21 protein-coding genes and 1 pseudogene are annotated in these 25,434 nt (G+C 69.7%); 11 read left to right on the forward strand and 11 right to left on the reverse strand.

The genetic code is table 11. The features are described 5' to 3' along the window. Nucleotides 1-194 precede the first annotated feature (194 nt). The 4 genes from Sdia_RS19360 to Sdia_RS19375 all read left to right on the forward strand — a co-directional run bounded on the left by Sdia_RS19360 (nucleotide 195) and on the right by Sdia_RS19375 (nucleotide 3,549). Nucleotides 195-1,592, forward strand: coding sequence for a hypothetical protein (locus tag Sdia_RS19360; protein WP_189501056.1), 1,398 nt, complete (start codon nucleotides 195-197; stop codon nucleotides 1,590-1,592). Nucleotides 1,593-1,929: 337 nt separating this feature from the next. Continuing rightward, nucleotides 1,930-2,301, forward strand: a complete 372-nt coding sequence (locus Sdia_RS19365; protein ID WP_191835368.1) for a hypothetical protein — start codon at nucleotides 1,930-1,932, stop codon at nucleotides 2,299-2,301. A 4-nt stretch (nucleotides 2,302-2,305) separates the two neighbouring features. Further along, nucleotides 2,306-3,154, forward strand: coding sequence for an IS5 family transposase (locus Sdia_RS19370; protein ID WP_124287724.1), 849 nt, complete (start codon nucleotides 2,306-2,308; stop codon nucleotides 3,152-3,154). Then, on the forward strand, nucleotides 3,151-3,549 hold the full coding sequence (locus Sdia_RS19375) for a hypothetical protein (protein ID WP_100457938.1): 399 nt from the start codon (nucleotides 3,151-3,153) through the stop codon (nucleotides 3,547-3,549). The genes Sdia_RS19370 and Sdia_RS19375 overlap by 4 nt, the downstream gene beginning before the upstream one ends. Nucleotides 3,550-3,834: 285 nt before the next feature. Here Sdia_RS19375 and tpg read toward each other — a convergent pair whose 3' ends face one another. From tpg to Sdia_RS19390, 3 genes are all read right to left on the reverse strand, one after another. Continuing rightward, nucleotides 3,835-4,389, reverse strand: a complete 555-nt coding sequence (gene tpg / locus Sdia_RS19380) for a telomere-protecting terminal protein Tpg (RefSeq protein ID WP_129820410.1) — start codon at nucleotides 4,387-4,389, stop codon at nucleotides 3,835-3,837. A gap of 3 nt (nucleotides 4,390-4,392) precedes the next feature. After that, nucleotides 4,393-4,785, reverse strand: a complete 393-nt coding sequence (locus Sdia_RS19385) for a hypothetical protein (RefSeq protein ID WP_189500929.1) — start codon at nucleotides 4,783-4,785, stop codon at nucleotides 4,393-4,395. Between the two features lie 216 nt (nucleotides 4,786-5,001). Beyond that, a complete protein-coding gene (locus Sdia_RS19390; RefSeq protein ID WP_028442350.1) occupies nucleotides 5,002-5,538 on the reverse strand; it encodes a hypothetical protein in 537 nt (178 codons plus the stop codon). 210 nt (nucleotides 5,539-5,748) lie between these two features. On the opposite strand from Sdia_RS19390, the gene Sdia_RS19395 reads away from it, so the two are divergent. From Sdia_RS19395 to Sdia_RS19405, 3 genes are all read left to right on the forward strand, one after another. Further along, nucleotides 5,749-6,273 carry a hypothetical protein gene (locus tag Sdia_RS19395; protein ID WP_189500931.1) on the forward strand — a complete coding sequence of 175 codons (525 nt, stop codon included), beginning with the start codon at nucleotides 5,749-5,751 and terminating at the stop codon, nucleotides 6,271-6,273. Nucleotides 6,274-6,352: 79 nt separating this feature from the next. Beyond that, nucleotides 6,353-6,559 carry a hypothetical protein gene (locus Sdia_RS19400; RefSeq protein ID WP_189500934.1) on the forward strand — a complete coding sequence of 69 codons (207 nt, stop codon included), beginning with the start codon at nucleotides 6,353-6,355 and terminating at the stop codon, nucleotides 6,557-6,559. Nucleotides 6,560-6,933: 374 nt separating this feature from the next. Further along, complete coding sequence (locus Sdia_RS19405; RefSeq protein ID WP_229831670.1) at nucleotides 6,934-7,215, forward strand: DUF6087 family protein; 282 nt, start codon at nucleotides 6,934-6,936, stop codon at nucleotides 7,213-7,215. A 254-nt stretch (nucleotides 7,216-7,469) separates the two neighbouring features. Here Sdia_RS19405 and Sdia_RS19410 read toward each other — a convergent pair whose 3' ends face one another. The 6 genes from Sdia_RS19410 to tap all read right to left on the reverse strand — a co-directional run bounded on the left by Sdia_RS19410 (nucleotide 7,470) and on the right by tap (nucleotide 16,560). Beyond that, nucleotides 7,470-7,805: a hypothetical protein gene (locus Sdia_RS19410; RefSeq protein WP_189500936.1), complete on the reverse strand. Its 336-nt coding sequence runs from the start codon at nucleotides 7,803-7,805 to the stop codon at nucleotides 7,470-7,472. A 143-nt stretch (nucleotides 7,806-7,948) separates the two neighbouring features. Further along, nucleotides 7,949-10,258 (reverse strand): TniQ family protein, encoded by a 2,310-nt coding sequence (locus Sdia_RS19415; protein WP_189500938.1) that lies wholly within the window; start codon nucleotides 10,256-10,258, stop codon nucleotides 7,949-7,951. Then, entirely contained in the window at nucleotides 10,255-11,382 is a 1,128-nt protein-coding gene (locus Sdia_RS19420) for an AAA family ATPase (RefSeq protein WP_189500940.1), read from the reverse strand. Before Sdia_RS19420 ends, Sdia_RS19415 begins: the two co-directional genes overlap by 4 nt. Then, nucleotides 11,379-13,496 carry a TnsB C-terminal domain-containing protein gene (locus tag Sdia_RS19425; RefSeq protein WP_189500942.1) on the reverse strand — a complete coding sequence of 706 codons (2,118 nt, stop codon included), beginning with the start codon at nucleotides 13,494-13,496 and terminating at the stop codon, nucleotides 11,379-11,381. Before Sdia_RS19425 ends, Sdia_RS19420 begins: the two co-directional genes overlap by 4 nt. Then, complete coding sequence (locus Sdia_RS19430; RefSeq protein WP_229831671.1) at nucleotides 13,493-14,284, reverse strand: TnsA-like heteromeric transposase endonuclease subunit; 792 nt, start codon at nucleotides 14,282-14,284, stop codon at nucleotides 13,493-13,495. Before Sdia_RS19430 ends, Sdia_RS19425 begins: the two co-directional genes overlap by 4 nt. Nucleotides 14,285-14,472: 188 nt before the next feature. Next, nucleotides 14,473-16,560: a telomere-associated protein Tap gene (tap, locus tag Sdia_RS19435; protein ID WP_189500944.1), complete on the reverse strand. Its 2,088-nt coding sequence runs from the start codon at nucleotides 16,558-16,560 to the stop codon at nucleotides 14,473-14,475. Nucleotides 16,561-17,291: 731 nt separating this feature from the next. Here tap and Sdia_RS19440 point away from each other — a divergent pair. The 3 genes from Sdia_RS19440 to Sdia_RS19450 all read left to right on the forward strand — a co-directional run bounded on the left by Sdia_RS19440 (nucleotide 17,292) and on the right by Sdia_RS19450 (nucleotide 21,317). Beyond that, the gene (locus Sdia_RS19440; protein WP_189500946.1) at nucleotides 17,292-18,935 is read left to right on the forward strand and encodes a hypothetical protein; all 1,644 of its coding nucleotides are present in this window, start codon (nucleotides 17,292-17,294) and stop codon (nucleotides 18,933-18,935) included. A 140-nt stretch (nucleotides 18,936-19,075) separates the two neighbouring features. Then, nucleotides 19,076-19,339 carry a hypothetical protein gene (locus Sdia_RS19445; protein ID WP_189500948.1) on the forward strand — a complete coding sequence of 88 codons (264 nt, stop codon included), beginning with the start codon at nucleotides 19,076-19,078 and terminating at the stop codon, nucleotides 19,337-19,339. A 130-nt stretch (nucleotides 19,340-19,469) separates the two neighbouring features. Further along, the gene (locus Sdia_RS19450; RefSeq protein ID WP_189500950.1) at nucleotides 19,470-21,317 is read left to right on the forward strand and encodes a P-loop NTPase family protein; all 1,848 of its coding nucleotides are present in this window, start codon (nucleotides 19,470-19,472) and stop codon (nucleotides 21,315-21,317) included. 222 nt (nucleotides 21,318-21,539) lie between these two features. On the opposite strand, the gene Sdia_RS30630 is transcribed toward Sdia_RS19450, so the two are convergent. Together Sdia_RS30630 and Sdia_RS19460 are read right to left on the reverse strand one after the other, a co-directional pair. Beyond that, nucleotides 21,540-23,930 carry a UvrD-helicase domain-containing protein gene (locus Sdia_RS30630; RefSeq protein ID WP_189500952.1) on the reverse strand — a complete coding sequence of 797 codons (2,391 nt, stop codon included), beginning with the start codon at nucleotides 23,928-23,930 and terminating at the stop codon, nucleotides 21,540-21,542. A gap of 460 nt (nucleotides 23,931-24,390) precedes the next feature. Beyond that, entirely contained in the window at nucleotides 24,391-25,221 is an 831-nt protein-coding gene (locus Sdia_RS19460; protein WP_229831672.1) for a 4'-phosphopantetheinyl transferase family protein, read from the reverse strand. A 22-nt stretch (nucleotides 25,222-25,243) separates the two neighbouring features. Between Sdia_RS19460 and Sdia_RS30795 the strand changes: the two are divergent. Further along, nucleotides 25,244-25,426: pseudogene (locus Sdia_RS30795) on the forward strand (hypothetical protein); the annotation flags it as partial. Nucleotides 25,427-25,434 lie beyond the last annotated feature (8 nt).

The following is a 25,434-nucleotide window of genomic DNA, read 5'->3' on the forward strand; positions in this document are numbered from 1 at the left end:
AGGGATAAGCCAACCGCCCGATGAGGGACAACGCCGTGCGAATCGCCGAAGCAGGCGAGGTGCACCTCACGGCCCGGTGCCTTCGCCCCCTGGTCTGCCAGACGGACTGGTGATCGCGCCTGCCTTGCCGAGACAGCGTGAGCGCTCATGCGCACTTGCGTGCGCCCGTACCTGCGCCCGTACGGTGCCGAGCCATGTCAGCATCTGCGGAAGAGGTACTCGACCGGCTCAGCACAAAGGCCCCCGTCCGTATCAACTCGACCGCCGCTCTGGTCACGGACACGAACAAGGCTGCCGCGGCCATCGATCGACAGCGCGCACGGAAGCAGGACGATAAAGAACCGAGTCCCCGTAAACCCGAACTCGGACCGTTACGAGACACCGACCGACAGGATCTCGTCTCCACCCCCTGGAACCTGCTGGGCATCTTCGCGCGAGCCACCACCCTCGCCCGCCAGGGACGCGGCAGAGGACTGGCCGAACACTGGCAAGGACTGAAGTACTGCCAGGCCCTGGCCACCGGTCCCAGCGGCCACATGGCCCTCACCGACGAGGGCCAGAGCCCGGAACTCTCCTACAGGGCCATGCAGGCACGGGAACTGGGCCGAGCCTTCGGACTCGCCGTCGCCGAACGCACCGTCCGGAACCGCTTCCCGGACCACATGGTCTCCACGCTGGACGCGGAAGCCGTACTCCTGGCGGGCTTCGCGCGCTCCGGCCCGCGACCGTCCCTGGGCGCCCGGCCACGACCCGACTTCTTCATCGAAGCCTGGCGCCCGGGCGAGCCGTCACGCGTCTTCGTAGTGACGGTCAACGGCAACCACCAGAAGGCAACCAGGCGCACCGCCAAGGCCGACCGCTCAGCATTCAAGCAACTGGTCAGGGGCAGCGAGCGCGCCGAGCACTTCCACCTCGCCGAGTGGAACACCACCCCGTGCCTCTTGATGTCCACCGAACTACTCGCGCCGGACGGCACCACCGTCAACGCTCTGCAGGCACCGGGCGAAGGACTGCTGCCCGCAAGGCCAACCACAGGGCGAGGGAGTGCGGACGCAGTGCTGTCGGAACGGAACCTCGCGTACGCCGGCGCGGTGAAGGTACCTGCCGACGGCCACAGAGAACGGATCCAGGACGGGTTCCTCATCCCCCGCAAGGAGCTCGGCTGGTACGGCCAACTGCTCGCGCGCACCGAAGCCGCAGGCCAGCTGGCCTTCGCCGGAGCCGGCACCGACATCGCCCAGTACCTGACCGACAAACAGGGCCACAAACACTACAAGCAGCAGACCTTCGCCGGTTCGTCCAGCGTCCGGGACGCGCGGCACAAGATAGGCCCGACGGTCTATGTCGGAACCAATCAAGTGTTCCGACTCAACCGGATCCGCGTCGAGGCGTTCTCAGGGATAGCCGAGGAACTGTACGACCTGCTGGTCAAGGGACAGGTGGAGGCATACCGGGACCGGACGTACGAGCTACGCGACACCTACCCGACCAGCACCACGGCCCCACTGTGGGGTCCCGTCTCCTTCGGCGACGACGGCACCGTGATGGCTCTGCGGGTGCTGCCGACGCAGGACACTGAAGAGAGCTCTTGAGGGAGGGAAGGGCTTCCACCTTGATCGTGAACATCGGTTGTCATGCAGCGATGGCCAGCGTAGTTGATCTCTGTTCGAAGGCGACCGGCGCGAGGTAGCCGATTGTGGAGTGCCTGCGCTGGTGGTTACCGAGCCCAGTGGCACCAACTCGGAGCAGACGGCCAAGCCTACTGGCATCGTCAAACCAGTGAAGTCCGGCATCGTACACGCCTCGCGCCAGGCGTCGCTTGGTGTCTGACTCGGCAACACCCGAACGAGACAAGCTCCTTCGACTGCTCATGCAGGGGCGACTACACCGAAAAGGAAAGCTCACTCGACTCTGTGAAGGTGCTGCCTCATGAACATCCTGGACATGGATTCCTCAGCCGGTGAACAGCTCCTCCCTCTCGCCCCGCGCCCCGTCAACGGCGCTGCCAAGGAGCCGGTCCCCAGCGATCGGTCGGAGAATGATGCCGCCCGAATCATTCTCCAACTGAAGCAGAAGCACGCTGAGGCCAACGCCGCCGGCCTCGGCAGCCCTGAACTGGACGCCTTTCATAATTTGATCGTCAGCCTCGTCGCAGAGGCCGACGACCCGAAGGCCGTCATCGCATACGTGGCGGAACTCTTAGAGGGCGGTTCGAGAGTCTTTGAGTGGTTCTGCTGTCGCCTGATGGTGTGGTGGCAGGGCGGAATCTGCCGGTCCACGGGTGCTGATCTGGTGATGTGACCGGGTGAGCGAACGCAAGCTGTACCCGAGTGACTTGTCGGACGAGCAATGGTCGTTGATCGAGCCGGTGATCACCGCGTGGAAGGACCGGCACCGCTCGGTCAGCGGCCACCAGGGCGCCTACGAGATGCGGGAGATCGTGAACGCGATCCTCTACCAGGGGCGGACCGGCTGCCAGTGGGCTTATCTCCCGCACGACCTGCCGCCCAAGAGCGCGACCTACTACTACTTCGCCGCCTGGCGAGACGACGGCACTGATCAGGTCATCCATGAACTCCTGCGCTGCCAGGTCCGTGAACGCGCCCGCCGATTAGAGGACCCGACCCTGGTGGTCCTGGACACCCAAAGTGTCCACGTGGCCGCCGGGGTCCCTGCCGCCACGACCGGTCATGATCCGGCCAAGCGGGTGCCCGGCCGCAAACGCGGACTGGCCGTGGACGCCCTCGGCCTGGTCATCGCGGTCATCGTCGTCGCCGCGAACACTCACGACAACGCCGCGGGCGTCGTCCTGCTGGACCAGGTCGCCCAGCACGCAGGAGGAAGCGTCCGCAAGGCCTTGGTCGACCAGGGCTTCAAGAACCAGGTCGTCGCGCACGGCGCCGGCCTGGGCATCGATGTCGAGATCGTCGCACGCAACCCACAGGTCAAGGGGTTCGTGCCGCAGCCGAAGCGGTGGAGGGTCGAGCAGACCTACGGAGTCCTGATACTGCACCGGCGCCTGGTCCGCGACTACGAGTACCACCCCTCCTCCTCCGCCTCCCGCGTCTACTGGGCGATGACCCACGTCATGACCCGGCGCCTCACCGGCGCGAACACCCCCACCTGGCGCGAGGCGTCGGCGGCGGCAGCGTGAACATCCGTCCCCTGCTCGACGCCCTGGAACTTCAGGAAGACGCCGCCCGGGCCCTGGCCGACGACCTCCGCGCACAGATCGACGACCTGCAGACCCGGCTGCGGGAGGCCGAGACCCACCTCGAACACCTCGCGATCACTCGCACGACTGTCACCGGCCTCGCCGACCGGCTCCCGAACATCGCACCGGAGCTGCCCGAGCACCCGGACTACCCCCGCATCCTCGACGCCTTCAACCAGACGACCGGACCGCTACGGGCCAAGGACGTCTGCGAAGCCCTCGGCCACGAACTGCTGCCGAAGAACGTCGAAGGCACCCGCGCCAAGCTGAAACGCCTGGTCAGACTCGGGATCCTCACCGAGGCCGAAACCGGCAACTTCGCCAGGAAGCAATAGCCGAGGGAACTCCCTACCAGCGACCCCGCTGCAACCTCAACCGGAAACGGACATCAACTCACGAACCGCCCTCTCAGGTGCCTCAGCCAAGGGTACGAAGCGGGTCCGACAACCGGTCGCCGTTTCCCCGGCCGCCAAGGGGGCGCCTGCCGGGCTGGGCGGGCACACCCTGTCAGCAGGCCGGGGTCAGGGCTCGCTGCCGAGTGCGCGCAGCACCGGGGTTGGCAACCATCGTGCTTCGGCTCACGACGACGGGCGGCCGCTGTGCCCTGGCCCGTCAGCCCGTCAGTAGGAGACGTCGAAGTAGTCGATGTCGGTGAGGGCGACTTCGAGGCCTGTGGCGCGGCGTCCGCCGTCCTTGAAGTACACCTCCTGCAGTCCTTCGGCGACGATGTCACGCATCTGCTGGTCGGTAGCGCCCTGTTGCTGGGCGTCGAACAGGCGGCGGGCGTAGGCCGGCGGAAGGTGGACGGTCAGGCGGCGCATCCTGCCGTCGTCGGTGGTACCGACGGGCGCGGTGTAGCCGAACCGGGCCCGGGTCTCCACGGTGATGCCGGTGCTGGTGGCGGCCTGCTTGCGGCGGCGCCCTCGGACCTTCGGCTGCCAGCGGGCGCGTACGGCCGTCTCAATGCGGTCGGCGATGGGCTTGGGCGGGTGCTTGCGCTCGCCGGTGCGGTAGCGCTCCACCGACCGCCGACTGACACCAAGCTCCGCCGCGACGGCCTTGGTGGTCTTCAGCTGGCCAATCAGGAAGTTGATGCGGGCCTTGAGGCCCTTGGGGGGCTCACGGGTGAATGCTTCCTGGTCGGCCCGCTCGATAGCGTCCTCGATCTCCCCCACCGGTCAGCTCCCGTCCGTGAGCGGGCTGTGGCCGTAACGCTGGGGGATCAGACGGGCGGCTGCAGCGGGGGCGAGGTCCACGACCAGGCGCTCGCCCACAGCGGAGGCCGTGGTGGCGTCGGGCGTGAGGTAGCCGAGGGCGCGCAGCCCGCCAACCGCTTTACGGAAGGCGTCGCGGCCCTCGGCCGCCAGACGCTCGTCGCGGGTGAGGGAGACCAGTTCACTGACCGTGGGCTCCTGGCCGGGGGTGTAGCCGGTGGCGAGTTCGGCCAGGACGCCGCGGGCGCGCCAGGTCAGACGCATGTCCCGCATCGCCCGCGCGAACAGCGCCGGGTCGTGGGCGGGCGGGGCAGTGGGAACGGGCCACTGCGGGGGCAGGGCGTCGGGGGTGTTCATCGGTGACGGCTCCTTCGGTGCGGTTCGGTATCCGCGCCGGCCTGGGGCTCGGACGGTCCTGCCGGTGTCGGTGGCCACGGTTCTACTCGCCTTCGTCGAAGACGGCGTCGTGTAGGTTCGCGCCGCCGCTGTCATTCCGGACCGCGGTGACCTGCTGCTTGTGCTGCTGTCTCATTGAATGTCCCGCGGTTCCCGTCTCAGTACGGTGGCATTTCCTCATGCGGCATCGCCCTGCTGGTCCTCGCCGGGGTTCCAGGTCTGGTCGAACCAGGTGATGAAGTCCATCACGGTGCCGACGCGGGCGATGCGCTCGTGGATGGCTCGCTGGTCGTGTCCGGGAAGGAAGTCGCCGCGTTCGATCGGTTTGTCGCAGCCGCAGTTGCACTTCCGGTTGTCCAGTGGGGACTTGAAGTAGGTGATGGGGTTCTGCTGAGCTCCGTTCGGCGCGGGTTTGCCGATGTAGTGGTCGTACACCGGATGCCCGGGGCTGAGGATGCGTCCTTCGAAGGCCCGCCGGCCGTCGGGGGTGTCGACGACCCGGTCGATCTCCATGGCCTGCCTGATGATGACGTCTCCACTGACGACGGCGAACCGCTCTCGCTCGACACGTTCGCCGGGGATCGCCCAGGTTCCCCGGGCGATGTCATGGAGCTGCTGGTCGGAGAGCCCTTCGGTCCATCCGATCTGTGACCGCGCGAAGGCGTCCTTGCGCGGGTCGATCAGCCTGTGTCTGCCCAGCGTGATCTGGATCAACGCACCTCCTTGAGACCATCTCTTAACGGAGTCGATGCGTCTAAGGTAGCGGAGATGCGCCAGACCATCAATCTTCCTTGAAACGGGGTCTCATGGCCTTGCGGCTGTCCGCGTCCGCAGCCAGCGGCCGAGACATAGAAACGGCCCGCTTCCTGACGAGTTGACGGGATGCAGCCCCCAGGTGAGGATCACCCCGGAAAGGGGGCGGCAATGGGGGAACTGCCCGGAGGATTCGGCCCCGGGGACCGGCGCGCTGCATACGTGCGTGCCCTGTACGGGGATCTACCGACCGCGTTCACGATCCGCTGCTCCGCACAGAACCAGGGCTGCGGACGGAGCCGGGGAGTCGCCCTGGCTCTACCCCCTGGCGCGGAACATGCGCTGGTACTGCTGCCCACCATGGCGGCGCAACTGCCGATCCTGATCGAGCGCAACTTCACCGGAGTGGTGACCGGACCGTTGTGCCCACGGAAAGGGCACAACGAGTTCAAGGACAAGGGCATCGCGCACGTAGCGCCCGGCGCGCCCAAGGCGAAGGAGATCGCCGAGAAGTTCGAGTCTTCAGGCTCGACCCGGACCGTCATCGTGTGCGTGGACCTTGGAGCGCTGCGCCCCGGATTCGAGGAGTTTCACCGCACCGGCAAGCCGGGCATCGTATGGTGGTCGCCCGGAGAATCGGACACGCTGCTGAAACCCGAGTGGCAGCGCACCGCTATCCGCATCCAACCTGCATAAGTCAGCCACTGACGGTAGTCGGAAGTGCGGCCGTGGCACGCCGGAACCCTTGGAGGGTTTCGTCGTGCTGTTCAAGTACATGCTTGCGCTGGCTGGCTCGTTCCTGTTCTTCGTTGATCCTCTGCTGGCCTCCGGCATGATCCTGTTCTTCGCGCTCGCCATGCTCGCTCTCGTCGCTGCGGCGACGGCAGCGGCTCTGTGGTCCAAGCAGGCCCGCCGCCGTGAGGACGCCCGCCAGGTTCTCCTGATCCTGTGCGAGTTCTTCTTCGCCCCGAAGAAGAGGTAACCCCCGCACCGTCGAGAGGGCGAGGCTGACGGCGGAGGGGCTGCTGCGGCTCCCAGGTCGAGGCCGGTGCGGCACAGGCGCCCGGGGCAGGGGTCGTCACTCTCCCCGCCCGGGGCGCCTGGAGCGTACGGGCCCAGTCAGGGTCTGGGCAGCGGCAGGCCGGGCATCTGCGGGTGGCGCAGGTGCTGCCCGCCGTCGTACACGTGCAGCGTGAAGGACTCCGGGCCCGGGGCGCCAGCCGCGTCGCTCCCGGCTCAACACGCTGCTCGAGGCGGCCCGCCCGTACGAGACCGCCGCCGTCGATGAGGTACGCACGAGGGCGGAGGAAGTCGCCGCCCGCCCGACGGCGATCGCGGCCTGAGAGCATCGAGCGCATGGGCAAGCACCGCCGACCCGAACCAGCCGTCCCGCGCCGTGCCGCACGTGAACGCCGACGACCCGCTCGCCGCGTACAACAAGCGACGCCGACCGCCGATGGACATCTACCGCCGTCACCGACCGATGCACGGCGGCGCAGCCACCTCCGGCCCGACGAGCCACGGATCCTGGAGGAGTGGGACGACTTCACCTACCAGGTGGCCGGCACCGCACCAAACCTCGCCGAGGCCCAGAACTGGGTTGCGGAACTGGCGCTCGACGACGACCCCGCCGCGTGAGGGAGGGAACTGGCGATACGCGTAAAACCCGCCACTAGGTGACCCAGTGTGATGTATCAGTGCGCTGAGTTGAGTTCGCATACGCTCCGTGATCTTGAGCCGGGTCCTCTTGGGGGCCAACCGGAATACTCGGCCCCTCTGACGCCCCAGCCTTCTTGAGGATGCCCGCAGGTGCGGTTCGTGCACCACCCTGGAACGCAGCGGCGCCCGCCCCGAGGTCGGATCGGGACGGGCGCCGACATCGGTCGGGGCCGCTACTGGCCGCCGGTCGCGTTGAAGCGGGCTACCTCCTCCTCGTGCCGCTTCGCTGCCTCTGCGGACGCCGCCGCGAAGGTCTTGACGGCCGCCTGTACCGGGGTGGGGGTCTCGGGGTACGTCTCGTCGAGGTCCCGGATGCGCAGGGCGCGTACGTCGTCGGGCAGGTCGTCGAGACCGCGGAGTGCTTCGACCTCGGCGAGCTGGTACGCGGCGGTCGCCTCGGGGCGGGATGTCGAGTGGTGGTTGAGGTAGATGCCCATCTCAAGGATGCGTCCGAGGGCACGCTTCGTGATCTGTTCTTCCTGCGCCTTGGTGTAGGTCGGCCACGACACTTATGGGTCCTCCTGGGTGGTGAGTTGCCTTGATCGATTGTGTGCCCAACTGCAGGCCGCGTGGGAGCGTAGGCAGGATTTGGGCACGAGGTGAGGCGCGCGGCTGTCACGGGCCCCAGGGTGGTTGGAGGAGATACGGCAGGTCAGCCCTTCCGGGCGGGCCGTCGACCGGGAAGGTCGTGCTGCCGGCCCAGGTAGCTGATCATTCCGAGCGAGAAGCCGGTCTCCTCGGCGAGCTCGCGGCAGGTGCGTCCGGCGGCCCGTTCCTCGCGGAGCCAGTCGAGATCGATCTGGCGCCAGCGGGTCGCTTTGCCCTCGCGGGTCATGCCGTACTCGCGGACCAGGACCTTGATGGCGTCCTCGTTCACGCCGGCGCGCTTCGCGATCCACTTCAGCGGTCGGTATTCCTCGAGGTAGAGGCGGGCGAACGTGTCCTTGGGGAGCGCGGCGCGGGCCCGGCGGATGGTCGCTCCTCTCTCCCACATCGCGGATCTTCTGGGGGGTGCCGGCTGCTCCTGCAGGACGAAGCGGACCGCGTCATGGCTCACCCCCAGGCGGCGGGCCGCTCCAGCTGTCGTCAGGGATCCGTCCCGGATGAGGCGATGCAGGAGGCCCAGGTCGATGTCCCCGAGGTCGCACCCGGGCAGGTCGAGACCGTCGATGATGTCCGTCGGCGGCTGCCAGGTGAGAGGCTCGTCGTGGATGCCCTGCCGGGCGAGGAACTCGCGTGCGTGCTCTTCGAGTTGGCTCACCAGCCCGGGGGTGAGATCCGTTTCGAAGGTCCGCAGCATGGTCCGCAACTCCGGGGTGGCGGGCGCGTAGGCGGCCGGGGCGACGGTGGCCGGGAGGCCGCTGATCCGCTCGAACAGCAGCGCCCGGGCAAATAGGTGCCGCCGCACGCCGCCGGCGTCGAATTCGATGTCCCGGCAGAGCTGTGTCCAGGTGTCCAGAGGAAGCAGATCGCGGTAGTCGACCGCGCGGCGGCGGTCGTAGTCGATCGGTGACCCCTCCTGGTCGAGGTAGTCCGCCAGCGCGTACAGGCCGAGGCTGATCGCCGTGAAGTGTCCCCGCTTCGTGAGCCGTTGCGCCATGTGGGGACCGAGCCTGTCCTCCGCCGGGGACCGGAGAATCCGGGTCGCTGTAGTGAAATCCCCTCTCGCGCCGCCGACGAGCAGGAGGTAGCACGACAGGGCCAGACGGATGGTGCGCGACAGAGACCCGCTCACAGGGCTCAGCCGCGCGGACCACGTCGGCCAGAGCTGCGTCGGGATCCAGCGGGCCCGCTGAGCGGTCCGGGGGGCCGCCGCAGAGACAGGCCTGCGAGGCAGCCGGTCCGCGGTGCGGTACCGCAGCTGGTCGCTGTGTTTGAGGCGGGGGGCCAGCGTCGCGAGGTGGATCGCGTCGAAGACCTCGCTGGTGTGGTTCCACCGGTGTGCGACCTTGAGGGGCATGGTGCCGTCGGCGTCGCTGATCAGGTGGCGAAGGGCGTCTCCAGCCACATGGGCGTTGTCGTGCCCGAGGATGTGCAGGGCCGCGCTGACCGCGAGGGCGGCGGTCGCGGCCCGCCGTGGGGCCAGACGGCCCGGCAGGGTCTCCTCGGCGGGGTCGAAGGCACGCACCGCTTCGGGCTCGGGATGCTGATGCGCTGACAGGATCTCGGGCGGGACAAAGTCCACCAGGCGCTCAGGGACGCGGCGAAGGAGGATGCAGGCCAGGGCCCGAAGGTCACCGAACAGCGCAAGACTGGACTGGGGCTCATCCTGGTAGACGCCGAAGTCGGCCTGCCCCATGGAGATCGCGTTCTCGATGAGTCTCTGGGCCGCGATCACCGGCCCCTGCCTGGTGAGCTCGATGGCGTCGGCCTCCTCGAGCGGCTGACCGCAACGTACGGCCCGCGAGGAGTCGTCCTTGGCCGGGCTGTGGCACTGCCCCGGAACAAGCGGGTGCCGTGTGGTCGTGGGGAAGTGCCGTGGCGTACGGCTGCAGCGCGGGCAGGCGTCGACCAGCAGCAGACGGTGATCCAGGCAAGCGAAGGACCAGCCGAGTCTCCATGTCAGCAGCCATCTGCCGCCGTTCTCGGCCAGGCAGGCCGGGCAGTAGCGGGACCCGCGGGCCCGTCCCCAGACATGCCGCGCTGCGACCCGACGCCGCTGGGGGGCGATCACGTGGACCCGCTGGTCGTAGCGGGCCAGGGTCATCGCGTGCATCTGCGCCGGGGGCACGCCGGCCGACCATGCGGCCCTCGCCGCCTGGTCCTCATCAAGGAGCGTGACGAGGTGCCCCAGGATGCCCGAGCTCACCGGCCTGGACGGGCTGCGCGGCAGCAGGCCCATGGCGGAGAGAACGTCGCCGGTGTTGGTGCCCAGCCGGTGGGCGATCGCCTCCCACCAGGAGTCGAGTGCCTCGCCTGGGTGGGGGGCGAGACGGATCGGCAGGGTCCGCGCGTGCGTCACCGGCGAACCACCTGACGGGACCGGCGGGAGCGCTGGCCCTTCAGGAGATTGCGTACGTCGTCCTGGGCCAGGTGGGCCGCCTGGTCGATCTTGACGCGGCTGAGCAGTTCCTCATCGAGACGCTCGGCGCCGGTGCGCGCGGCTCGCTGGCAGCCGCGGTTGATGAGGGTCATCAGCGACCCGATGTGGCCGCTGGAGCGGATGAAGAGGTAGTCGAACAGGTCGTCGGCGAGCATTCCCCGGTACTTCTCCCTGAGCACCAGGCGCTTCTCCAGGGCCAGCAGCAGCTGCCGCCACTCGGCGCGGCCCTGATCACTCTTGAGCTCGAAGGACCGCATGTCCAGGCGGGTCGTGCGCCGGCCCGTCTGGGCCAGGACCGCGTTGTCGTAGGTCTCGCCCTCGGAGAACAGGCCACGCGCGGCCAGGCCGACGCCGACGAACAGCAAGGTGACCGGGAACTCGTTCGCGATGTACTTGAAGTGGTTGCTCACCTCGACACCGCCGGTCGCCCTCCATCGGAGGAAGTGCAGATCGTCGACGATCAAGAGCTTCACATCACACGAGAGCACACAGTCCAGAGCGCGCTGGGCGAACTCGGCCGTGGTGCCGGTGACGCGTCCGGGGTGGCCGAAGAACTCCAGCATCGCCCGGTTGAAGTCCTTCATCCCGGTGTTGCCGGTCAGGCCTACCCGGCAGACGGGGAGCCGTTCGTGCCCGCCGTCCGTGAACGCGCCGCCCTCGGCGATCTCCCGGCGGTGGAAGTCCCGGGCGAAGGCCAGCACGGCAGTGGTCTTGCCCAGCCCGGGAAAGGCGTCCACCGCGACGGCGCCCTTGGCCTTGTCGCCGTCCTGCTGGTTGCTGTCGACGATGTCCCACAAGTCCTCGTGCACCTCGGCCAGCTGCGGGGTGCGCAACGGGCCGAGGTTCGCGTGCCACACTCGCCGGGCCCGGTCGTACTCGGCCCGCGCCCGCTCATTCAACGCCACATACGCACTGCGCGGCAGCAGTTCGGGCTGGACACGCGGCGCCGCGTCCGCGAACGCCGCCCAGCCCTCCTTGCGGGACAGGGTCAGCGCGTCCAGGCGGTGGACGTCTCCCGGCGTCCAGGTGTTCTCGCTGTTCACGCGTCCTCCAGGGCGTCGGTGTAGAAGTCGCTGTCGTCTTCCAGCTCCACCAGCTCGGCATCATCAGCCACGTCGTCGTCGCCCGCCTCGGCCGCGAGCTGCGGACCAGCCGCGTCCGGCAGGTCCATCAGGCGCCGCACGCTCGGCAGCGTGGCGACGCTCTCCTCGGGCTCGGGCAGGTCCAGGGCCGCCTGTTCCCGGGCGAGCCGCAGCGCCATCCGGCGCTCGACCAGCGTGGTGCCCAGGCCGAGGTTCCACCGCTCGAACAGGTCCCGGACCGCGGCCTTATCGTCCGGGAACCGGTCCCGGGCCGCGGCCAGACGGCGGGCGTACTGAAGTGCCTCCTCGCTCACCGGCATGTCCCGCCCCGGCGCGTGCTCCCAGGCCAGCGCGTGCCACCGGCGGCTCGCGGGATCGCGGAAGTAGACCGCGTTGATGTCGTCCGGGTTCACCGCGATCGGCCACTTGCCGTCCCGCTCATCGCTGAGCAGCCCGCGGTAGGGGTCCAGGGCGGCGCCGTTGTAGCGGCGCGCGTCCAGGTCGATGCCGTAGTGCTGGATCTTGCGGCGTTCCACCCGCAGGAACTCGAACGCCAGGTCCGGATCGCGCGGCACCTCGATGTAGCCGGCCCGGTGCAGGCCGTGCTCGAACATCGCCGCCGGCGACATCCGCAGCCCCGGAACGCCCGGATCGACCAGACTGGTGTGTGGCCTCACGTGATACACGCAGGCCACCCACTCGCGGATGATCGCCTCAAGTTCGTGGAGGAAGAAGAACGCCTCCCCCTCGGACCTCTCTCCCCTCGAGTGCAGATCGGGCCCCTTGTAACCGGGCAGGCCCTGCAGCAGGTCCTCGCGTAGGGTCAGAAAAAATCTCTCCAGCGGGCCCTTGTCCCGGCCCGTCCGGAGCCTTGCTGGCTGCACCGATATCCCCAACCGGCGACAGACGCTGGTCAGATGCTCCGAGACGAACACCTTGCCGTGGTCGACCAGCACCGTCTCCGGCACCAGCGCCGGTGACGCCGCCGAGCGCATCGGCCCTTCCAGCGCCGTGGCGTCGATCAGGACCGACCTCGGGATGCCGTGCTCGGGCCAGAGGGCGTGCGCCGGCCAGTCCGCTCCCGCGGGCCGGGGCCTGAACGCCTGGTAGAGGGCGTCGCTGGCGTCCACCGCTTTCGTCGACACCGGGGTGATCCTGATTCCGCAGATGCAGCGGGTGTACCAGTCCATCGCGACCGTGAGCTCCGCCTGCAGCCACTGCAGCGTGACCGGGTCCAGGGCGAACACGTCCAGACGGTTGGTGTCCATCAGCAGGTACTCGCCCGGCCGGGTCGGCCGCAGCTTCCCGTAGACCCCGCCGGGCCGGGCGGCAATGTCCCGGTTCCGCTTCGTACTCAGCCGGAACGTCGGATGCCGCCGCTCAAGGCCCTCCAGCAGGCGGTAGGCAGTCGCCCGGCTGGGCAGGTCCTCCTCCTCGAACCCCCTGGCCAGCAGCCGGGCACGGGTCCGCTCAATGACCATCTTGCGCGACGGCTTGGACTGGCCCGTGTGCTCGACCATCACCTCCAGTGCCGCCTCCGACCACACCTCCGCGTTCCGGTGCCCGGACCGCGGACCGCTGCGAGCCGGCACCAGTCCCGCCTCACCGTCCCGGCGAAACGCCGACACCCACCGCGCGACCGTGCGCGCGGCCACCTCGAGCTCGGCCGCCTTCGCCGCGTACCGGCTCTCCATCGGCTCAACCGGCGCGTAGTCGGCGCGGGGCTCCCCCGCGGCCGCCAACTCCTCGCTGCCGCTGCGGAACCCGGTGAGCACCTCCCGCACGTGCGCGGCCCTCTCCAGCACGCGCTCGCGCTCCGCGGTATCCAGCTGGTCCAGCACCACCGCGGCCACGTCCTGCGGGTCGTCGGAGGCCGGTCCGGGCCCGTCCGGGATGACGCGGGCGCGGTCCGAGAGCAGCAGTTCCTTGACGGCCAGCCGCAGCAGCCGTCCCCGCCCGTCCTTGAGGACCACCCCGCCGCCGGCCTGCGTGCTGGCGAGCTCCACCACCTCGACGACCTCGCCGTCGTAGGAGAAGCGGGTCCCCACTCCCACGCGCACCGCGGCCCAGTTCACGACGCGCTCCTGAGCACGCTGCGGGCACTGAGCGGAACGCTCAGGTCGGTCAGCCACTGCTGTTTCCACAGCAGATGCAACACCGCGGCGCGTACCAGCGGCGCCGGACGGCCCGGCAGGCAGGCGAACGCCTCCCCCAGCGTCTCCCCGTCCACCACCCGGTCGCGTACGTCGTCGAGGATCGCCGGGTCGAAGAGCCAATCCGGACGATCCGGCGGTGGCTCCTCGTCCACCGCCTCGTCGCCTTCCTCCTCGAGCAGGTCCGGCTCGAACAGCCAGTCGCGGCGGTAGCCCGCGAGGAAGCGGACGTTGGCCAGCTCGGCGTCCGGCGGCTCGCTCCACACCTCGTAGCACCAGCCGCGGGCCTCGACCGCCTCACGAGTCCAGGAGAAGGTGAACGCGTGCTCCGGCCGGGCCACCCAGTGCCGCGGCTTGACGTCCACTACCAGCGGGCCCGCCGTGGTGGCCATCAGGTAGTCCGGGATGTGCCGGCGCAGCGCACCGTCCACCTCGGCCCGCAGCAAGAAGGGCTGGGCCACGATCCCGGTCACGCCCCGGTCGAAGTCGGCGTAGAGCAGCCGTGCCAGCTCCAGCCGCGACTCGTAGATCACGTGATCCGACTGCGTACTTGACCAGTACGAACCCGAGTAGTGCTTCTGCCCCATGTACCAACGGAACGTCCGCCACGGCTCGGCCGCGTAAAGCATCTCAAGCGGCACCGACTCCCAGGCGAGGTCCTCGCGCACCTCGTCCTCGGCAAGCCGGACACACACCTCTACATCCACCATCCGCCCCCAGTGCCCGTGTAACTGACCTTGATCCGCAGGACAGTTACACGGGCACTGGAGTACGAACGGCCACACGCGCCTTCGATCACTCGAAAGGGTGATCATTCCAAGCCAGGGATCTCAGAACCGCGTCATAATTGCTACTCAAAGGTCATCGCTCGCGAGAACATGACGCGGATTCTGAGTACCTACACGTCGCCGCCCTTGATGTGCCGGGCGGGGTTGAGGCCCTGCTCCATCAGGTCGACCGCCCACAACATCGACTGGACACCCTCAAGCTTCGCCAGGCCCGGTGTGGGCCCGAGGCGGAAGCCGCCGGGCTGCGGCTTGCCGGAGGCCGCGTACGGGAGGAAGGCGAGCGGGCTGTCGCCGGGGCTCGGGTAGACGACGCAGTCGGACAGCACGGCGAGCGGGAACAACCCGGTCATCTTCGCCATATTGGTGAGCTTGCGGTGCATGTTGACCCGGGCCTTGGAGATGACGGCGGCGCGGATGTCGGGGCGCCAGGTCGGGCGTTCCAGGGCCGGCCATCGGTCCCCGTCCTTGTAGTTCTTGCCCTGCGGGCGCTCGCGGAGCTTGCCGACGCCGCCCTTGACCGTGGCCTTGATGGCCGCGAGGACGGCGGCCAGGGCCGGGTCGGTCTGCTTGTACCGCTCCATCGCCGCGAGGAACTCCGTGTCGGTGAGGTCCTTGGTGACGCCGAGGTCGGCGAGTGTGTCGACGTACGCATTCTTGAGCCGGTCGTGCCACGGGTCGAGGTACGCGCCGGTCTCGCGGCGCAGGTACGCCTCGATCGGCGCCACGTTGTAGCCGAGCTCCTGGGCGTAGGCGACGGTGTGCGTCTGGTACCAGGCCGGGCCGGTCGGCCGGGTGCCGTCGGGCGTGAACGGGCTGGGCAGGCGCGGGTCCAGCTCCACGTGGGAGAGGTCGACCAGCCAGGAGCCGGGGATCTTCGGGTTGAACTTCGGGCCGACGAAGTGGTCCGGGGCGGACAGGCCGACGACCAGCCGGGCTGCGGCCGCGAGGAACGCGGTGTTCAGGTCAAGGCCGACCGCGTACGGCAGCGTGCACTCCTCGTCGGTGAGCAGGTTCACCGGCCGCACCCACTGGTAGGCCTCTTCGTTGAGGAAGCCGCCCTTCCAGCCGGAGTTCACGACGACGGGGTGCTCCGGAGTGGCCTCCGGCGGCGCCGGGTTCATCGGCTCCGTTCCCAGCGAGCCGGGGTTGTGGCCGCTGACCCAGTTCCCGGTCGCTTCCTCCCGCACAGCGCGCGTGGGCGGGCGCAGCGCCGTCATCAGCTCCAGCCCGGAGACAGCCGTGGAGCCGCGCGGGGTGATGACCCGCTGGGCGTAGACGCCGAGGACGCGTGCGATGTCGGCCGGCTCCATGTCCGCGACGCCGGGCCAGGAACGGGCGTCGAGGGCGTCCCAGGACAGGATCGCCAGTTGCACGCACTGGCGCTCACGCCCCTGGGCCTTGCGGTAGATCCGCGCCCACGGCCCGAAACCGCGCTGCGTGAGCTGCCACTTCGCCTTCGCGACTTGCTTGACGACCGGGTGGTCCGCCGGCAGGCGCAGGGAGCGGCGCTGCTCGTGACCCTCCAGGCGCTCCGGCAGTCCGAGCTTCACGGCGGCTGCGGCGGTCAGAACGACCAGCGGGTCGGAATCCTTGCCGTACCGGTTGAGCTTCGGTGCACCGAGCCCGGACTCCTTGAGCGTCCACTCCACCAGCTCCGGGATCGTGGTGGCCGGGCAGTCGAGCACGATGCCGCCCGTGCCGTACGCGCAGCCGTCACCGTCCAGCACGGCGAGCGGGCCGTGCGGGAAGCGCGGGTCGACGGGGGGCTTCGTGGCCTTCTGCGACGCCGGACGCCGCGACGTCGCCGGGCCCGCGGAACGCTCCGGGGCGGCGGGAGCCTCCACCACTGCGGACGTCTCGGGCGCGGCCGGGCCGGTGAACGTCTGCGGAACCGGCTCGGGCTGGGCTGCGGGCGCCGGGGCGGGCGCGGCGGCGGAAGCTGCGTGGGCTGGATACTTCGCCGCCCAGCCGTTCAGCAGCCGCTGGTACGCCTCCAGGCGTGGCGACTTCGGCTCAGAGCGCCCGTTTTCGTAGTTCTTCACCGTCTGCGTTGACGTCTTCAGCGCGACCGCGAGACGGGCCTGGGTGATGCCGGCGGCTTCCCGCAGCCGGGCACGCTCCGCCGGGGGCGGGAGCTGCGGCTCCTCCTCCAGCAACGCGTCGACCGACGCGAACAGCTCTTCCTCGGTAGTTGCCATGCCTGAACACTAGCAAAACTTACCCCACTATTTAACCCATTTATTAACCCGATCGAATGCAGTGGAGGTGAAGCACGCGAAAGGCCGCCCGGCAGATGCCGGACGGCCTTCGCAAAGTCTGAACCCTGGGCGTACGGCCCACCCCATGCCAGGGCTGCCAGGGACGAGTCCAAGGTCTTCCCGGTCAGCGTACCCAAGCGCAGGGCGATGCCGGGGCATGGGCGCCACGCCGGGCCGGTTCCGTGAGGTGACGCCCATGGTTGGTGGAGACCGACGCCCTGACCGCGCCCGTACATGCGCCAGGCCAGGTTCCCGGTAGTGCCCCGGGCCACCTGGCCTCACGTCTTCCAGGAGCCCACGGCTCCCGACGTCTCCAACAGGCTACTGCGCCCAGCGCGCGGACATGAAGCTCGTCAGGCGCAGTTGAAAGAAGCAGCCGGTCTTCTTGGCGTCGGCGGCCGGGCTGGCGGTGTCGACCGGGACGCGCGGGTGGACGCAGTCGAGGTCGTACGCCTGCGCGTCCTCGCGCGCGCTCCCTCGCGGGCGGCCAGGCCGTGCGCCCGGAACAGGGCGAAGGTCTCATGCGGCGGGGGCTCGCACGAGCCGCTGGGACGGTCGGCGAGCGGCGCGAGGTCGACTGGGCCAGGTGAAACGCCCGCTCCTCTCGGGCTGATCGGCCGGCGTCCCCGATGATGGAGACCGCCCCCGGACAACGGATCAAGGGAGTACGCATGGCGGTGGAGGCCGGCACACGGCAGGAGGAGCGCGTCGCGGGACGGGTGTGGACGGTACGCCTGGACCCTCACGGCCGCCCGTCCGCCGGCGCGGTGAAACTCTCCTGCTCCCGCCCGGCCTGCGCCGAGCAGCGCGTCCCCGGCGGCGCCGCTGCGGGACGCAAGGCCGCGATCGGCCACGTCAACACACACCTGGCCCGCATCCGCGAGGGCGGCGGGCCGCGCGGCGCGGCGTGGTGCGCCTGCCGCGCTGCCGACTGCGCGTGGCACACCCCCGACCTCACTGTCGGACGGCGGGGCGGGGCGAACCCGGCGGCGGAGGCGGTGCGGTGCGGCGGCCCGGTGGTCCTGACGGTGTACGCGGACCGCGCCGGAAGGCTGTGGCGGATCGCGGAGATGTGCGCGCGGTGCGCGGCCGCCACCCCCGACTGCCGGGTCCTGGACACCGCCCCGCCCGTGTCCCGCACCGCCCCGGCCGGGGCAGGTCAGGCATTGGGCGAGCCGGACATGCAGCCGGGGCCCGCAGTCGGCACGGTGGGCGAGGGCGCGGCGACGGTGTTCTCCGACCGCGCCTCCTCCCTCGCCGCCGACGCGACTTCGGCTGCCGTGCCGACTGTGCTCCCCCGCGCCCGCACCGGCTCACCGGCTCAAGCGTCCCGGCGGGCGAAGCGGTGGGGGAAGATCGCGCAGCGGACCGTGCCGCACGACCTCGAGCCCGATGTCCTGCGCCTGGAACTGGTCGAACTCGGGGATGCGTTCCGGGCCTACCAGCAGCGCCCCGAACCCGACCTCGTCCTGCTGGCCCATCTCCACGAGCGCAAGGCCCGCGCGTTCGCCCTGTGGGCCGACGTGAGCGGTGACGGCTCCCTGCGCCACGAGGCCAAGCGCGCCGAGAAGGCCGCGCAGACCACCCGCGAGATGCACGCCAACCGTGGCGGCCAGGTGGCCGGCGACACGGTCAGTGGGGACGGGCCGGTGGTGGAGCGGCTGCTGACCCGGCAGCAGGCCGTGCACGCACGCACCGTGCTGGACTACGTCGCCGCCCACGCCCGGCGCCCGGAGGCCGAGGTGCGCCTGGCGATGCTCATGCTCACCCTGCGGGCCGCGCGCGCCGGCACCGGGAACATCACCGGCCAGGACCTCACCGGCTGGCTCCAGGCCGATGCCGAGCGGGTACTTCAGCATCTGGTCGCGGACGGGTGGCTGCGTCTGCCCGGCACCGTCGCCGAGGTGATGGCCTCCCGGTCCGAGGACCCCACCGCCATCACCGTCCCCACCCTCCTGCCGGAGCGGCCCCGCCCGTTCGGCTTCGGCAAGACCACCCGCGCGAGGATCTCCGGCTGGGCCCAGAAAGTCGTGGGCGACCGGAAGCTCCGCAAGAAGAAGCTGGGTGCCACCGCCCGGCTCCTGGCCCTGTACACCGCCGCCCACACCCGCCCCGACGGACGCCTCGGACGCCCCGAGGACGGCGGGCTGCTCCTGGACCAGGTCGCCACGTTCGCCGCCCTGGCCCCCGGCCAAGTCGCCGAGCACGCCGAGCTGCTGGTCGCCGCCGACTGGCTCACCGAAGCCGACACCGCTGGGGGACGGCTGCGCGGACAGCTCACCGAGCGCGTCCTGCCGCTGTCAGGGCTGCTGTGACACGCCCCGCCCACCGTGCCGGCGGCCTCGCGTACCGCCACCCCCGGGTGCGCGCACGCAGCAGCGGCATCGGGACCGTCCGGCGCACAGGATCGGCTCAGGCCGGTGACCACCAAACGCCCGCATCGGAGGTATGACCTGTGTCAGGACCGGATCTACCGCCGGCGACCGCGCCGATGACCGTCGAGGCGCTGATAGGGCGGTGGCCGACGGGGGCCGAGAAGGTGGAACTCGTCCACGGAGTGATGGTCTTCGCCAGCCATTTCGACGAACGGGACCTCGATACGGCCCGGCGCGCCTATCCAGGCCGTCGCCCCGTCATCAACGCCGACGGCGGCCTGGAGATCCATCCAGCCGGCCCCGGCCGGCCCGTCCCGCTCCTGGGCGATCCGCACCACCTCTGAGTCGCCTCATCGTCCCGGCGGCCGATCGCACCATGGCAGGGAACCGGCCAGGTGCTCTCCGGGGCCGTCACCCATACGGCTGAGGGTCGTTTCCGGTGTGGACCAACACATCGGATGCTAAGGAGGCCCAGTGGGCCCGTCGTTTGTAATCGAGCGGCTCGAATTCCAGCGGGGCGACGTCTGGTACGCCCGCTACTTCAGGGGCCTGGTGACCTTCCTCGTGGGCCACTCCAAGGCCGGAAAGTCCACCGCGCTGGAAGCGCTGCTCTACCCATTGGGCCTTCTCACGGCAACCGTCATGCCGGAGGTCCGCGGCTGCCGGCAGGTCCGGCTTGTCTTCCGGGTTGCCGGAACCCGCTGGCAGGCCACCCGCAGCGGATCGAACCCGCGGGCACGGGTGTCCTTGAAGAACCTCGACGACACCGGCGAGATCGAGCACCTGCTGCCGGTCACGAGCGCGAAGGCCGGGGAGATGACGGCCGGCGCCTTCGTCCAGGACCTGCTCGGCCTGCCGCAAGCGGCCCGGGGAGCCACGCGTGTCGGGCTGGACGACTTCTACAGCACCGTCATGGCGCTGCGGCAGAACACAATCGCCTCCGAGTTCCTCGGCGGAGGAAAGGACGAGGCGAGGGTCCTTGCCCTGGAAGTGCTCCTTGGCCTGTGGAACGAGGACCTTGCCGGACTGGAGAAGAACGCTTCAGAAGCCGCGTCCCGGTACCGGGCGGCACGGTCCGCTCTGGCGGCGTTCAAGAAGCTACGGGACAGCGGCGCTCTGGCCGACCCGGCCAGCGTCCGCGCCGCGTACGAGCAGAAGCAGCGCGAGCACCGCGCAGCGGCGCAGCGGTGGCAGGAGGCCGATGCGGCGCTCAAGGTCGCCGTCGGGGAGCGCGGGCGGCTCGTCGCCCTGCACCAGGCGGCCGAGACCCAGCGCAGGAAGAGTGCGAAGCAGGCTGTCGCCGCCCACGCCAAGGTGAACGGCGCCACCGCCGAGCACGCACGCGCCGAGGGCGAACTCGCCACCCTGCTGGCACCCATGCCGCAGGACTGCACCTGCTGCGGACAGCCCCTCCCCGACCGGGAGCCGGGCCTGTGCCTCCAATGCGGTCAGTTGCACGACGGCTTGGAAGACCGGCGCGAGCAGCAGATCGCCGCGGCCCGTGCGAAGGTGGACCGGCTCCTGCTCAGGCTGCGGAGCCTTCAGGAGGCGTCGGCTGCCGCCGGCGACCAGGCCGCCGAGGCAGATACGGCAGCCGCGGCCGCGCTCACCGCCCGCGACGCCTACGACGAAGGCCATCTCCAGCCTGCCCGCAAGGCCGCGCAACAGGCCGAGAAGGAGGCACACGGCCTGAGCCGCGACGTCGCCCAGCTCAAGGAGCGCCTGGAGTCGGCCGACTACATCAGCGCCCAGGAACAGGTCATCCGGGCGGCCAAGGAACAGATGGACGCGGCGCAGGCCGCCCGGGACGCCGCGGTCACCGCCCACGACGTGCGCCGCAAGGAAGTCACCGGCCGCTGGTCGGAGTTCTTCCTTGCCCGGCTGAAGCAGATCAACCCCGACGTCGAGACCGCCCACATCGACCCCGCCGACTTCACCACCCGCGTCAAGGAACGGCACACAGCCGACAAGACCTTCGCCGAGAGCTCGGTCGCCGGAAGCCCCAAGGTGGCCACCAACGTCGCGCTGCTGCTGGCCCTGCGCGATCTCGGCCGGGTCGACCGCGGCGTCCGAGTGCCGCCGCTGATGGTCATCGACTCGCCGCTGGCCGGCCTCGGAGCACAGGGCCTGGACCACGACACCGGCCTGCGCCTGATCGACACCCTCATCGACATCGCCGACGACCCCTCCCCCGACGGCTACGCCTGCCAGGTCATCGCCGCCACCAACGACCCCCTCCCCCGCCCCTATCCCGGCGTGCGCGAAATCCGCATCGACACCGACAACCGCTTCTTCGACCACGCCCCACGCCGCGACAACTGACCCTCTGTGCCTGCACTTTCATAGAAGAGCCCAGGACGGCCGCCAGCCGTCGCCACGCCCGGATGGCCGACGCCCACAGCTGCGCCACCGCCTGGAAAGGTGCAGCCGCGGGCCCGCCACGGGGCCCTCACCCGCCTCGCGGACGTACAACGAGGTCGGCACCCTTCCCGCCCCGCTCGGCTGAAAGACGGTTGACGGAACTTAAGCAGCCCGCCGTGGCTTTCAGCGGCGGGCTCCCTCGTGCAGGTGCCGGCGCAGCTGTGCGCGCAGCTGCGCCAAAGGGGCGCTCGCGCCGAGCCTCCGCAGGAAGTCGGCGGCTTCCCAGGTGATCAGGCCCCCCTGGCGGGAGAGGTACAGGCCGACCTGGTCGATACCGAACTCGTCGTCGTAGTCCAGCAGGAGGTATCCGGCGAGCTGGTAGATCTCCTCGCGGCCCAGGCGGCGGGGGTCCTTGGTGGCTTTGCAGTCCAGCAGCAGGCCGCCGAGGATGTAGTCGGCGTCGGCACCGCCGATGTCACCACTGCCCGCGAAGACCGGACCACACACGCGGGCCCGTTGCGGTAGAGCCCGGAAGGCGGCGAACGGTCCCTCGGCGAGCCGCATCTGCTGGTCGATGTCGGTCACGACGTACTCGGGGACCGCCGCGGTGAGGTCGTCCAGGGTCGTGGCGGGGGTGGCAGAGCTGAGCATGCTGAAGCGGCGGATCTCACCGGTGCGGGCGATGTCCTCGAAGAAGCCGGCCACGAAGCACAGCCGGATGAGCGCGTTCTCTTCCAGGCTGCCGGGGTCGGCGAGGTAGGCATCGACGGTGACCAGCAGCTCCCTGCCCGCCGCGTGCAGGGCCTTGCGGGCCCCACGCGCCGGTGCGCCGCGCAGCGGTCCGGTCTCGTCAAGGAACATGACGCCGGCGACAACGGCCAGTCCGAGCCGCCCACCGAGGCTGAGACGGAGGCGGTAGTCGACGGCGTGCCCGAGGGCCGACCCGTTCGGGTACTGCACGTCAATCGGCTGCACCGGGTGAGGGAGGCCGGCGATACGCGCCTGGTAGTCGCCCACCAGGTTCTGGCTATTCGGGAGGTGTGCGGCCATGAACTGCGAGATCGGTGAGGAGTCGTACTTCAGCTGCCCAGTCAAGGACAGCTCGATCATGGGCCGCCCGGCCACCGTGCCGTCCCGGCCGGCGTCGGCCATGGTCTTTTCGTACTCGTCGATCCAGGCGATGCCCTCGGTGTCCAGCAGATGGCGGGCACGGGTGACCGCGACGTAGATCAGGCGGGCCTCGCTCGCATTCAGCGCGCGCTGCAGGCCCAGGTCGTCCACCGACGGGGCCATGAAGCCCTTGCCGATGCGTACCGACGGCCACTCCCGTCCCTTGGCCTTGTGCGCGGTGGAGACGGTGACTTGCGCCTTCTCCACCGGAGAGAGGCGGTCCACCGCGGCGATGATCTGGTCAGGGCCGTAGGTGTCGACCAGTTGCACGATCGCTTTGAGATCCTGGCCGGCCTTGTCCTGGTCGGCGTACTCCTGCACCTCGCCCCAGGAGGAGAACAAGAACAGCTCCGGGTGGCTGGTGCGCTGCCCGGCCTTGAGCTCGATCGCGGCCTTGGCGATGCGCTGCAGCGCGCTGCCCCCGCCGGTCAGCGCCACCGGGACGCCGAGCTCCAGGTAGGACAGGACCTCGCTCATCGCGTCCACGTTGCCCCGGCACAGCACCGCCTCGGGCTGGGCCACCTCGCCGACGCGGGAGCCGGGGCCGTGGCCGGTCAGCTGCATCTCCGACTCGGCGTGCCCCAGCCACCGGTTGGCCACCTCGGCGATGGCCGGGCCGAAGCGGAAGGACTGGGTCAGGCGCAGTTGCTCGGCCGGGAAGCCGGTCATCACATCGCGCGCGTTGCGCCAGCCGTAGATCTGCTGGGCCGGGTCCCCGACACACACCCGCTGTGCGTCCTGGGCGAGGAAGACCTCCTCCAGGACAGGGTTGGTGTCCTGGGCCTCGTCCAGCAGGACGAAATCCGCCCCGAGCTGCGGGGAGGTCATCGCCCACAGCTTCATGTAGTGGTCGTGCTCGAACCGCAGCCGGCCCGCGGGCGAGCAGATGTCCTCCCACGCACGATGCGCGTAGGGCAGCAGAGTGCGGGCGAGATAGTCCTGGCCAAGGCCGTCGAGGCCGTTGACCGGCTCCATGTGGCGGGCCATGACCTGCCGGTCGGTGGTGTAGCAGAACTTGCGGACCATGCCCATCACCAGACGCGCGGCGTGAGTGACCTTGATCCGGGGGGAGCCCACGTCAAGGTCGCGGGTGATGCCGAGCAGGCGGGCGGTGTGCTTGGCGGGGATCCTCGCCGAGGCGTCCAGACGCTCACGGTAGTGGTGGCCGACAGCACGGAAGGCCAGGGAGTGCGCGGTACGGCACTCCACGTTCGGCCCGAAGCGTGCGCGGGCGTCATCGGCGATCGCCCGGTTGAACGCCACGTACAGCCCGCGTCTGCGGGTCGCGGCGCCCATCAGGATGAGTGTCGAGGTCTTGCCGGTTCCCGCTCCGGCGACCAGGGCCAGGTCCCGGCCGGAAGCGAACACCTCACGGGCAGCCTGCTGCTCCTTCGTCGGCTCCATGGCCAAGGGGTTCCTCTCTGGGAAGCGCGGCTTCATATACCGCAACCCCAGAGGCTGAAGCAGCCGATGACCAACCGTCAATACAGTCATACGTTCGGTAGCCAGTTCCAGCCGAACCTGGGCGGGCCTGCAACGCGGCACCGAGAGCCTGTGTGCTGCCGGTTTCCCCCTCCCCCGCCCCTCGGCGATCCACCCCGTCGACGCAATCAGGCCAACGAACTTCCTTGATTTCGAGAGGAGTTGTCGGTCCTGGTTTCTATGCTGCCGCAGGTTGGGGAACCGGTCGGCACCGCGCTGGTGCCCGGCCGCGTGACCAGATGGGAGGTGCGGGATGCCGACGTGTACCCGCCGGGCCAAGTCGACCCGGCGCTTATGCCGCCGCGAGGCCCCCGAGTGGCCCCGCTACGACGATCTTCCCAGGGGTACCAACGGAACTCGCTGGTCAGGGGCTGTCGGGTGCTTACGTAGATCGTTTCCCACGCTGGCGGTGCGATTTTCCCGCAGCCCTGACCAGTGGCGGATCAGGGTCGCGGCCAGCCCGAGACGGGTCGACGATGCCCACCAGTACCGCCGTGGCCACATGCCCCTGCTCTATCCCGCCTCGGGTTCGCCAGCGCCCCGTGAAGTGTTGGATCCGCTCTCCGGCCACGACCGGGCCAGGGACGAGGAGAGTCGCCGTAAAGGTCCCTCGGTCGGGATCGGGGGCGACGACGCACTCACTGAAGTCCAGCCATTGAGCTGTCATCGGAAACCACGCCTTGAAGACGCTCTCCTTGGCGCTGAAGATCAGCCGGTCCCAGGCGGTGTCCGGGCGTCGCTCCGAGAGCCTCAGGGCGGCGTCACGCTCCTCGGAAAGCAGTACGGCTTCTTCGACTCCGTCAGGGAGCGGATCATGCGGCTCGGCGTCCACGCCGATCGAGATGACCACCGAGCGGCGCGCCACAGCTGCGGCGCGGTAACCGTCGCAGTGTGTCATGCTCCCGACGATCCCGTCGGGCCACACCGGGGACCGGTGCTCTCCAGGCAGACTCGGCGCCGAAGGCACGCCGAGTCGCGCCATTGCCGTGCGTGCGCACATTCGCACTGCGGCGAACTCACGCCGACGCTTCTCCACAGCCCTGGCAACCAGATCAACCTCTTCCGGGTACAGGGACGAGGTGACGTCAGGGGGATCGGCGAACAGCTCAGAGACCTCTATGCCACGGGGCAGCAGCCCTGCCAGAAGTGCTGATGTGCCCATGCAGCCGCATGCAGTCGCCGAAGGCATGTCGTTCAGGCTGGTCCCCGCCATGTCTCGAAGTCCTTCATCTGTAAACGCCGAGCACCGCAGAGTCCGTGCCCGCGTCGACCACGCCTTCGCCCGCATGAATATCTACACGATCCTCCGCGACTTCCGGCAACGCGGCGATGACCTCCATCACGCCGTCCAGGCCTTCGCCCACAGGCACAACCTCGCCCTCACCGCATGGCTAGAAGGCCGCGATCACAGGTCCTGACCTGCCCG

The sequence above is a fragment of the Streptomyces diastaticus subsp. diastaticus genome (assembly GCF_011170125.1).
GTDB lineage: Bacteria > Actinomycetota > Actinomycetes > Streptomycetales > Streptomycetaceae > Streptomyces > Streptomyces diastaticus.

Bases quoted from the DNA above. Each gene is read 5' to 3' on its own strand.
- Sdia_RS19360 (WP_189501056.1), top strand. From the start codon at position 195: ATGTCAGCATCTGCGGAAGAGGTACTCGACCGGCTCAGCACAAAGGCC.
- Sdia_RS19365 (WP_191835368.1), top strand. From the start codon at position 1,930: ATGAACATCCTGGACATGGATTCCTCAGCCGGTGAACAGCTCCTCCCT.
- Sdia_RS19385 (WP_189500929.1), bottom strand. From the start codon at position 4,785: ATGAACACCCCCGACGCCCTGCCCCCGCAGTGGCCCGTTCCCACTGCC.
- Sdia_RS19395 (WP_189500931.1), top strand. From the start codon at position 5,749: ATGGGGGAACTGCCCGGAGGATTCGGCCCCGGGGACCGGCGCGCTGCA.
- Sdia_RS19400 (WP_189500934.1), top strand. From the start codon at position 6,353: ATGCTTGCGCTGGCTGGCTCGTTCCTGTTCTTCGTTGATCCTCTGCTG.
- Sdia_RS19405 (WP_229831670.1), top strand. From the start codon at position 6,934: ATGGGCAAGCACCGCCGACCCGAACCAGCCGTCCCGCGCCGTGCCGCA.
- Sdia_RS19430 (WP_229831671.1), bottom strand. From the start codon at position 14,284: ATGGTGGATGTAGAGGTGTGTGTCCGGCTTGCCGAGGACGAGGTGCGC.
- tap (WP_189500944.1), bottom strand. From the start codon at position 16,560: ATGGCAACTACCGAGGAAGAGCTGTTCGCGTCGGTCGACGCGTTGCTG.
- Sdia_RS19440 (WP_189500946.1), top strand. From the start codon at position 17,292: ATGGCGGTGGAGGCCGGCACACGGCAGGAGGAGCGCGTCGCGGGACGG.
- Sdia_RS30630 (WP_189500952.1), bottom strand. From the start codon at position 23,930: ATGGAGCCGACGAAGGAGCAGCAGGCTGCCCGTGAGGTGTTCGCTTCC.
- Sdia_RS19460 (WP_229831672.1), bottom strand. From the start codon at position 25,221: ATGGCGGGGACCAGCCTGAACGACATGCCTTCGGCGACTGCATGCGGC.